At 73.7% G+C, this 9,853-nt stretch carries 2 protein-coding genes; both read left to right on the top strand.

Annotated features, from left to right (window positions below; all coding sequences use genetic code 11):
- Positions 1-8,184 (top strand): type I polyketide synthase (locus LY13_RS25175; protein WP_301299634.1); only part of this gene is annotated, 8,184 nt, incomplete at its 5' end.
- Positions 8,181-9,853: type I polyketide synthase (locus LY13_RS25170; protein WP_253831049.1), on the top strand; the 1,673-nt coding region annotated here is incomplete at its 3' end. The genes LY13_RS25175 and LY13_RS25170, both read left to right, overlap by 4 nt.

Below are 9,853 nucleotides of genomic sequence, written 5' to 3'. Positions count from 1 at the left end.
GCCTCCTGCGAGGCCGATGACGTTCGGGCGAAGCGGGTTCCGGTGGATTACGCCTCGCATTCGTCGCAGGTGGACGATCTGCGCGAGGAACTCCTGGATGTGTTGGCGCCGGTGACACCGCGGGCCGGTGAGGTTCCGGTGTATTCGACGGTGACGGGGCGGGTCGAGGACGGCTCGGCGATGGGCGCGGAGTACTGGTTCGACAATCTGCGCAACCCGGTCGAATTCGCCGACGCGGTGGAACGGTTGAGGGCTGATGGGTTCGGCACGTTCGTGGAGTGTTCGCCGCATCCGGTGCTGACGATGGCCCTGCCCGACGACGTGGTCGCCGTGGGCTCGCTCAAACGCGACGAGGGCGGACTCGACAGGTTGCTGTTGTCCCTCGGGGAGGCGGTCGTCAGCGGCATCGCCCCTGACTGGACGCGGGTGCTGCCGGACACCGGCCACGTCGACCTGCCCACCTACGCATTCCGGCGCAGCCGGTTCTGGCTGAGCCCGGCCCCCGACCACGGCGACGTCACCGCAGCCGGCCTGCGCCGCACCGGTCATCCCGTGCTGACTGCGGCCACCACCGTTGCCGACGGCGGCGTCCTGCTGACCGGGCGGCTCTCGCGGGCCACCCACCCGTGGCTGGCCGACCATGTCGTCGCCGGGCAGGTACTGGTCCCCGGCGCGGCACTGCTCGACATGGCCCTCACCGCTGCTGACCACACGGGTGCCACGGGCGTCGCCGAGCTGACCCTGCACACGCCGATCGTCGCGACCGACGGTGCCGTCGACCTGCAGGTCTCGGCGAGCTCCGGCCGGGTCACCGTGCATTCCCGTCCCGCCGATGCCGCCGAGGACGCACCGTGGACCCGGCACGCCACCGGCGCACTCGGCGACGTCGCCTCGGCGATGCTCGCCGCGGCACACGGCGACGCCGAGTACCACGACGCACCGCTGTGGCCGCCGGACGGGGCCGAGGAGCTCACCGTCGACTACGGCGCATTCGCTGCCGCCGGTCTCACCTACGGCCCCGCATTCCAGGGGTTGACACGTCTCTGGCGACTCGGCGACGACACCCTTGCCGAGGTGTCGCTGCCCGACGACCTCCCGGCCGACGGGTTCGCCCTGCACCCCGCGCTGCTCGACGCCGCGCTGCAAGCCGCCGGAGCGGGCGGGGCGTCGACCGCGGCAGTGGTGGCACCGACATCCGGGGATGCCACACCGGATGATGCGGCATCGGACACCGGACCGCTCCTGCCGTTCTCCTTCACCGGGGCCGCCGTCACCGCCACCGGAGCGCGGACCCTGCGCGTCCGCATCACCGCCGGCGCCACCGCTCCGGTCGCGGTGCAGCTGGCCGATGCCGACGGCGAACCGGTCGGCGCACTCGAGGGCCTCGCCCTGCGGCCTCTGACCGCGGCCCCGGTTGCGTCCGATGCCCATTTCGTCCTCGACTGGGTTCCGGTCGTGCCCGCCGCGCCGGCAGACGTCGACGTTCTCGACGCGTCCGGAATGACCGCCACGGAGGTGCTCGCAGTCCTCCAGGACCGGCTGTCCGCCGACGACGACCGGACGCTGGTCGTCCGCACCCGACTCGCCGCCGGGCCGGACGCGACCGACCCAGTGGGCGGCGGCACCTGGGGACTGGTGCGCACCGCCCAGGCCGAGCATCCCGGCCGGTTCGTCCTCGTCGACACCGACACCGACACCGACGTCACCGTGTGGACAGGAGAGCCGCAGGTCGTGGTGCGCGACGGAGCCGGATCGGCACCGCGGCTGACGCGGCCGTCCACCGCCGACGTGACCGTCCCCTTCGGACCGGACAGTCGCGTCCTCATCACCGGTGGCACCGGGACGCTGGGAGCCCTGCTGGCGCGCCACCTCGCCGACACCCACGGAGTCGGTGAGTTCCTCCTGGTGAGCCGTCGCGGTCCGGACGCCCCGGGAGCGGCCGAACTCGTCGCGGACCTGCGCGCACGGGGCGCACGTGCCGAGGTCGTCGCCGCCGACGTCGCCGACAGGGCGCAGCTCACCGCCGTGCTGGCGGACCGTTCCGTCACCGCCGTGGTCCATGCCGCCGGTGTGCTCGACGACGGCGTCCTCACCTCCCTGACCGCCGACCGGCTCGAAGCCCTACGCGTGCCCAAGGCCGAGGCGGCACGGGCGCTCGACGAGCTCACGGGCGAACTCGAGGCGTTCGTGGTCTTCTCCTCGGCGGCCGGCGTCTTCGGCGGTGCGGGCCAGGCCGCTTATGCGGCCGCCAACGCCGAGGTGGACACCCTCGTCGCGCGCAGGCAGGCCGAAGGCCGCCCCGCGGTGTCGCTGGCCTGGGGCCTGTGGGACGAGGCCAGCGGCATGACCGGCCACCTCGACGACACGGCGCGGCGCCGCATCGGCCGCTCGTCGGCGGCGTTGGCCACCGACGAAGCGCTGGCATTGTTCGACCGGGCGGTCGGGCGGCCCGAACCACTGCACGTGCTGATGCGCCTCGACCTCACACCTCGCGATCACGGGACGCCGCCGCTGCTGCGCTCCCTGGTGCGTACCCCCGCGCGACGGGTGGCCGGGCCGCGGGCGTCCGCGGCTCCGGACGCCCGCGGACCGGCCGAGCTGACCGACCTCGTCCGTGCTCAGGCCGCGGCGGTACTCGGCCACTCGGACGCCTCCGCGATCGCCCCGGACGAGCCGTTCGCGGATCTCGGATTCGACTCGTTGACCGCGGTCGAACTGCGTAACCGCCTCGCCGAGGCCACCGGTGAGCGGCTGCCCGCGACGCTGATCTTCGACCACCCCACACCCGCCGCCCTCGCGGTGCACCTCGCGGGCGGTGAGGCCGCGCCTGCGCCGGTGCGCCGCGCCGCGACCGACGGCGACCCGATCGCGATCGTCTCGATGAGCTGCCGTTTCCCCGGCGGCGTGACCACGCCGGAACAACTGTGGGACCTCGTCGTCGACGGGCGCGACGCCATCGGGCCCTGGCCGACCGATCGCGGCTGGCCGACGCGCGCCCTGCTGGACGCCGGAGCCACCGCCACCTCGGTGGGCGGGTTCCTCGACGGCGCGGGCGACTTCGACGCAGGGTTCTTCGGGATCTCCCCGCGTGAGGCGCTGGCGATGGATCCGCAGCAGCGGTTGCTGTTGGAGACCTCGTGGGAGGCTCTCGAACGCGCGGGCATCGACCCGCACACCATGCGCGGTAGCCGGACCGGTGTGTTCGCGGGCGTCATGTACTCCGACTACGCCGCCACGGCGGGTACGGACGCCGACGGGTTCATGGGCGGAAGCTCGGCCGGCGTCGTCTCCGGCCGCGTCGCCTACGCCCTCGGACTCGAAGGCCCGACCCTGACCGTGGACACGGCCTGCTCGTCGTCGCTGGTGGCCATCCACCTCGCGGCCAGGGCGCTGCGCTCCGGCGAATGCGACCTCGCGCTCGCGGGTGGTGTCACGGTGCTGGCCAACCCAGGCGTGTTCCTCGAGTTCACGCGACAGGGTGGCGCCGCGGTCGACGGGCGGTGCAAGGCTTTCGCAGGTGCCGCGGACGGTTCCGGGTTCGGTGAGGGCGCGGGGTTGCTGGCCCTGGAGCGGTTGTCCGACGCCCGCGCCAACGGCCGCCCCGTGCTCGCCGTGTTGCGCGGCTCCGCGGTGAACTCGGACGGCGCATCGAACGGGCTGACCGCCCCCAACGGCCCGGCGCAGCAACGCGTCATCGCCGACGCGCTCGCCGACGCCCGGCTCGAACCGTCCGATGTGGATGCGGTCGAGGCGCACGGAACGGGAACCGAACTCGGCGACCCCATCGAGGCGCAGGCACTCCTCGCGGCCTACGGCCGGGATCGCGCCGAGCCGCTGATGCTGGGATCGGTGAAATCCAACCTCGGCCACACCCAGGCCGCGGCGGGCGTCGCCGGCGTCATCAAGATGGTCCAGGCGCTGCGCAGCGACGTGCTGCCGAAGACGTTGCACGTGGACACGCCGACCCCGCACGTCGACTGGAGTTCGGGAGCGGTCGACCTGCTCACCGAACCGCGCCCCTGGCCCGACCTCGACCGCGCTCGACGCGCAGGCGTGTCGTCGTTCGGCATCAGCGGCACCAACGCCCACGTCGTGCTGGAACAGGTCGAGGACCAGCAGAGCACGGCCGCACCGACGTCCCCGGCCTCGTCCGGCCCGCTCGTCTGGCCGTTGTCCGCACGTAGCGCCCCGGCACTGCGCACCGGGGCGGCGCGACTGCTCGCCCGAGCGGCCACGGACCCCGGCGGCGCCGCCCCCGAGGACATCGCCCGGTCCCTGAGCACGACGCGGTCGCTGTTCGAGCACCGCGCGGTCGCCGTCGGCCGCACGGGCGACGAGTTGCGCGCCGCCGTGCAGGCCGTGGCCGACGGCACCGTCGACCTGCCGCCGATCGTTCGTGACGGCGGACTGGCGTGGGCGTTCTCCGGCCAGGGCAGCCAACGGCCGGGGATGGGGGGCGGGCTGCGCGCGGCGTTCCCCGCGTTCGCCGAGGAGTTCGCCGCGGTCGCCGATCGCCTCGACCCACTGCTCGACCGACCGCTGGACGACGTGCTCGACACCGACCTCGTGCACGACACCGCGCACACCCAGCCCGCACTGTTCGCCCTCGAGGTGGCGCTCGCCAACCTGCTCCGACGCTGGGGTGTCGAGCCCGACGTCCTGTTCGGCCATTCCATCGGCGAGGTCGCCGCAGCGCACGTGGCCGGGGTGTTCGACCTCGACGACGCCTGTGCGCTCGTGGCCGCTCGCGCGCGGCTGATGCAGGCCGTGCCCGCCGGCGGGGCGATGCTGTCCCTGGTCGCCACGGTGGAGCAGGCCGAGGAGCTGGCGCAGGGTGAGCTGGACCTGGCCGCGGTGAACGGACCCCGCGCGGTGGTGCTCTCCGGTGACGCCGACGTCGTCGGCGAGGTCGCCGCGCGGGCCGAGGCCGAGGGAGTGAAGACCAGGCGGCTGACCGTCAGTCACGCGTTCCACTCGGCGCACCTCGACCCGATGCTCGACGAGTTCCGCACCGTCGTGGCGGCCCTGACCGCACACGCGCCCGTTCTTCCGCTCGTCTCCGCGGTCACGGGCGGCCTGCTCACCGCTGAGCAGGCCGCCGACCCGGACCACTGGGTGCGGCAGGTACGGCGGGAGGTCCGTTTCCTCGACGCGGCGCGCACCGTGCGCGGACTCGGCGCGGCGACGTTCCTCGAACTCGGTCCGGACGCCGTCCTCACCGCGATGCTGCACGACTGCGTCGACGGCGAGGAGGTCCGCGTCGCACCGATGTTGCGCGCGGGCAGGGACGAGCCGGACACGGCCGTCGAGGCGGTGGCGAGAGCGGCCGAGCGTGGCGTCCGGGTCGACTGGCCGGAAGTGCTGCGGGGACGCGGGGGACGGGTCGTGCCGCTCCCCACGTATCCGTTCCAGCGTGAGCGCTACTGGCCGACGCCCGTGCCCGCGGGCGGAGCCGGGCTCGATCGGGCGGGTCATCCGCTGCTCGGCGGTCTCGTGGACCTGGCGGACGGCTCGGTCCTGGTCACGGCGGAACTGTCGGCCGAGACGCAGCCGTGGCTCGCCGACCACGCCGTGTTCGGCACCGTCGTGCTCGCCGGCACGGCACTGCTCGACCTGCTGCTGCACGTCGGTGAGAGGGTGGGCGCGCCGAACGTGCGGGAACTGACCATGCAGGCCCCGGTGGTGATCCCTTCGTCGGGCGCGGTCCGCGCGCAGGTGCGGGTGGCGCCCGAGACCGACGGCGCCCGGCAGGTGGAGATCCACTCACGGCACGACGAGGGCTGGACCCGGCATGCGTACGCGGTCCTCGTCGCGTCCGAGCCCGGTCGCGACACCTCGGCGCCGGTGGGTGACGCTGCCGGCCCGCCCGAGGGCGCCGAGCCGATCCCGCTCGACGGTTTCTATTCCGGATTCGCCGCCGCCGGATTCGGTTACGGGCCCGCCTTCCGCGGACTGCGGGCGGCCTGGCGCGACGGCGAGGATGTCGTCGCCGAGGTCGAACTTCCCGCAGCCGCGGGCGATGCGGCCGCCTTCGCGTTGCACCCGGCACTGCTGGACGCCGCGCTGCACACGCTTGCTCTGGCAGGCGGCGACGGCGCCCCACGCCTGCCGTTCGCCTTCACCGGTGCGACGCTGCACCGCCGTGGCGCGGAGCGGCTGTACGTCCGGATCGGGGGTGGCGACACGGCGCGCGTCACCGCGCACACGCCGGACGGTGCGCCGGTGCTCGACCTCGACGGGATCGTTCTGCGCCCTGTGTCGGCCGACCAGATCCGCCCTGCCGACGGCGACGCGCTGTTGAGCCTCGACTGGAAACCGTGGGTTCCTGCGGACGCGGTCGCGGTCGCACCCCTCGGCGCGGGCTGGGCACTGCTCGCCGATTCCTCCACAGTGGACGGGGAACGCGGTGATGCGAGGTCGGGGGAGTCGCGGGACGAGGGAACGCCCCGCCGCTACGCGTCGGTGGCCGACATCGCCCGGGAGGTGGCCGCCGGGGCGGAGGTGCCTGCGGCCGTGGTCGTGCCGCCCGCCGGAGGTGTCCCCGACGTCCGCACCGGTGTGGGCGAGCTGCTGGACCTGGTGCGTTCCTGGCTCGCCGAGGACCTCCTCGGCACGTCGAGGCTCGTGGTGGTGACCCGCGCCGCAGCGGCGGTCCGGCCCGGCGACTCCGTCGATGCGGGGACGGCCGCGGCGGCGGGACTGTTGCGGTCGGCCGAAGCCGAGAATCCGGGCCGGTTCCTGGTGCTCGACATCGACGACACCACCGAGCTGCACGCCACGCTGCCCGCGGCGCTCGCCTCGGGTGAGCCGGAACTCGCCGTGCGCGACGGCTCCCTGTTCGTTCCACGGCTCGTCCGGGGCGCGGCCGCCGACGGGCCGTCGGGGACGTTCAGCCCCGATGGAAGGGTGCTCGTCACCGGTGCGACCGGTGCGCTCGGCGGACTGGTCGCGAAGCACCTCGTCACCGCGCACGGGGTGCGTTCGCTGCTCCTGATCAGCCGCAGCGGTCCCGATGCCGGCGGTGCCGACGCGCTGCTCGCCGAGCTGAAGGAGGCGGGTGCGGACGCCCACCTCGCCGCCTGCGACGTGGCCGACGAGGCCTCCGTGGCCGCGCTCCTCGCCGAGTATCCGGTGTCGGCGGTGGTGCACACGGCCGGCGTCCTGCGGGACGGCGTCCTCGACTCGCTCACCGACGGGCATCTCGACGACGTGTTGCGGCCGAAGGCCGACGGTGCGCGGGTGCTGCACGAGCTCGCCGGCGACGTCAGCGCGTTCGTGCTGTTCTCCTCCGCCGCCTCGGTGCTCGGCGCGGCCGGACAGGCCAACTACGCCGCCGCCAATGCCTACCTCGACGGACTCGCCCGGCAGCGGGCGGCCGAGGGTAAGCCCGCGTTGTCACTGGCATGGGGTGCCTGGTCGGTCGGGGAGGGCGGCATGACGGCAGGCCTCGGCGATGTCGACGCGCGGCGGATGGGCCGCGCGGGCGTCCTCCCGCTCAGCGCGGAGGAGGGCATGGCGCTGTTCGACGCGGCACTGCGAGGGCCGGACGCGGTCACCGCGCCGCTGCGTATCGATCCGGCCGCGCTCGGGGCGTCGCCGTGGGTGCCTGCGCCGTTGCGGGACCTCGTTCCCGCCGCGTCGGGACGGTCCCGGCCGGACGCGGCCCAGCGGGTCCGGGCGGACCTCACCGGGCTCCACGGCGACGAGCTCGACCGTGCGGTGCTCGGCATCGTCCGGGCGGAGGTCGCCGGCGTTCTCGGGCACGCCGATGTCGCGGCGGTCGACGGCGGCCGGGGCTTCCTCGACCTGGGTTTCGACTCGTTGACCGCCGTCGAACTGCGCAACCGGCTCACGACGCTCACCGGGGTCACGCTGCCGGCGACGGTCATCTTCGACCACCCGTCACCGGACGCACTCGCAGCCCACCTCGCGGAGGCATTGGCCGCCGACGACGGGCGGGCGGCGCAGGGCGCGCAGCTACTCGCCGACGTGGACCGGCTGGCCCACGAGTTGGCGGGGGCCGAGCTCGACGACGTCACACGCCTGGCCCTCGACACGCGGCTGCGGGCCCTGCTGGACAGCCACGGCCCCGGCGAACCGGAGGCAGGCCCCGTCGCGCTTGACGACGCCTCCGACGACGACCTGTTCGACTTCATCGACAACGAGTTCGGGGGAGCCCGATGACCGAGCCCACGGCCACCGAGCAGAAACTGCGCGAGTACCTCAAGCGCGTCACCGGCGAACTGACCCAGACCCGCGAACGGCTGCGCCGTGCCGAGGAGAACGAGGGCGAGCCGATCGCGATCGTCGGCGCAGCCTGCCGCTACCCGGGCGGGGTCTCCTCGCCGGAGCAGCTGTGGCGCCTGGTCGCCGACGGCACCGACGCCATCGGACCGTTCCCCACCGACCGCGGCTGGGAGATCGGTGACACGCCCTTCGCCGCGGAGGGCGGGTTCCTCTACGACGCGGGCGCGTTCGACGCCGGGTTCTTCGGGATCTCGCCGCGTGAGGCGCTGGCGATGGACCCGCAGCAGCGGCTGTTGCTGGAGACGTCGTGGGAGGCACTCGAACGCGGCGGTGTGAATCCGCAGAGCCTTCGCGGCAGTGACACCGGCGTGTTCACCGGGGTCATGTACTCCGACTACTCGTCCCAGCTGCACCGGATGCCGGAGGGCACGGAGGCGTACCTGAGCACCAGCGCCAGCTCCAGCGTGGCCTCGGGCCGTGTCGCGTACACGCTCGGGTTGGAAGGACCCGCGCTGACGATCGACACCGCGTGTTCGTCGTCCCTCGTCGCGATGCACCTCGCCGCGCACGCGCTGCGTACGGGCGAGTGCGGACTCGCGCTCGCGGGCGGGGTGACGGTCATGTCCACGCCCAGCACGTTCTTCGCCTTCAGCAGCCAGCGTGGGCTGTCCGCGGACGGCCGTTGCAAGGCGTTCGCCGACGCCGCCGACGGCACCGGCTGGTCCGAGGGCGTGGGCGTACTGCTGCTGGAGAAACTGTCCGACGCGCGTCACAACGGGCATCCTGTGCTGGCGGTGCTGCGTGGCTCGGCCGTCAACTCCGACGGAGCCAGCAGCGGCCTGACGGCGCCGAACGGTCCGTCGCAACAGCGGGTGATCCTGTCCGCGCTCCGCAACGCCGGACTCGGTCCGTCCGATGTGGACTCGGTCGAGGCGCACGGAACCGGAACGACCCTGGGCGATCCGATCGAGGCGCAGGCCCTCCTGGCGACCTACGGCCGGGACCGGCCGGGCGACGCACCGCTGTGGCTCGGCTCGGTGAAGTCGAATCTGGGTCACACGCAGGCTGCTGCGGGCGTCGCGGGCGTCATCAAGGTCGTCGAGGCCATGCGGCAGGGAGTGCTCCCTCCGACACTGCACGTCGACACTCCCACCTCGCAGGTCGACTGGACCGCGGGTGACGTTGCATTGCTCACCGAAGCCCGCGAGTGGTCCGCGTCCGATCGGCCGCGGCGCGCCGCCGTGTCGTCGTTCGGGGTCAGCGGCACGAACGCCCACGTGATTCTCGAACAGGGCGATCCCGACGACCCGGAGCGTGTCGCCGGTGTCAGGGCGGAATCGGGCGGCTCCGCAGCTGGTGGATCGGACGACGCGGACGGCCCCGTGCCACTGGTGCTGTCGGCACGTGGGCGTGAGGCACTGCGGGCCCAGGCCGTACGGATCTCCGCCGTGTTGCCGACGGTGCCGGACGTCGACGTGGCGTGGTCGTTGGCGACGACGCGTGCGCGGTTGGAGTACCGGGCTGTGGCGGTCGGTGCTGATGCGGTGCGGGCGTTGGCCGAGGGTGTTCCGCATCCGTTGTTGGTGGAGGGTTCGGCGGGGGAGCC

Source organism: Prauserella aidingensis, from assembly GCF_024171865.1.
In the GTDB taxonomy this organism is placed as follows: Bacteria; Actinomycetota; Actinomycetes; order Mycobacteriales; family Pseudonocardiaceae; genus Prauserella; species Prauserella aidingensis.
The sequence above is the reverse complement of the archived record's forward strand: the minus strand, read 5'-3'. Positions and strand labels throughout refer to the sequence as shown.